The sequence below is a fragment of the Bartonella sp. AP58NXGY genome (genome assembly GCF_042195785.1).
Classification (GTDB): Bacteria; Pseudomonadota; Alphaproteobacteria; order Rhizobiales; family Rhizobiaceae; genus Bartonella.
Genome location: NZ_JBHIOY010000218.1, coordinates 1 through 354, shown reverse-complemented (window position 1 = coordinate 354; position 354 = coordinate 1). Strand labels below are relative to the sequence as shown.

At 37.3% G+C, this 354-nt stretch carries 1 pseudogene; it reads left to right on the top strand.

The window, feature by feature from the left end:
• Nucleotides 1–238, top strand: a pseudogene (locus ACFINC_RS10545) (hypothetical protein); the annotation flags it as partial.
• Between the last annotated feature and the right edge of the window lie 116 nt (nucleotides 239–354).

Genomic DNA, 354 nt, shown 5'->3' with positions numbered 1-354 from the left:
ACGGGATGCTTTTAAAGGAGGACAAAGAGCATTTCAGTTGCAGGCTTTTCCTTTCCGCATGACCGAGGATAATATGTTACGTCATGGCAATGATCCCCATTATCCATTTTGGGTTATGCTTAAGAAAGGATATGATTTTTTTGAAGAAAATCGTCAACCACCAATCGTTGAAGTTTATGGAAAACGTTACGTTTTTAATCGCGATGTTGATAAAACTTCAGTTTCCCTCATGAAGTGAACGTTATTTTATTCCGCTATACTGTAAAATACCATCGCTTACGATGGCGATACAAGACATACAAAACTTTATGCATGAGGTGTTTAAGGGAGTTATCTATTTTAAACGCTGAGTGT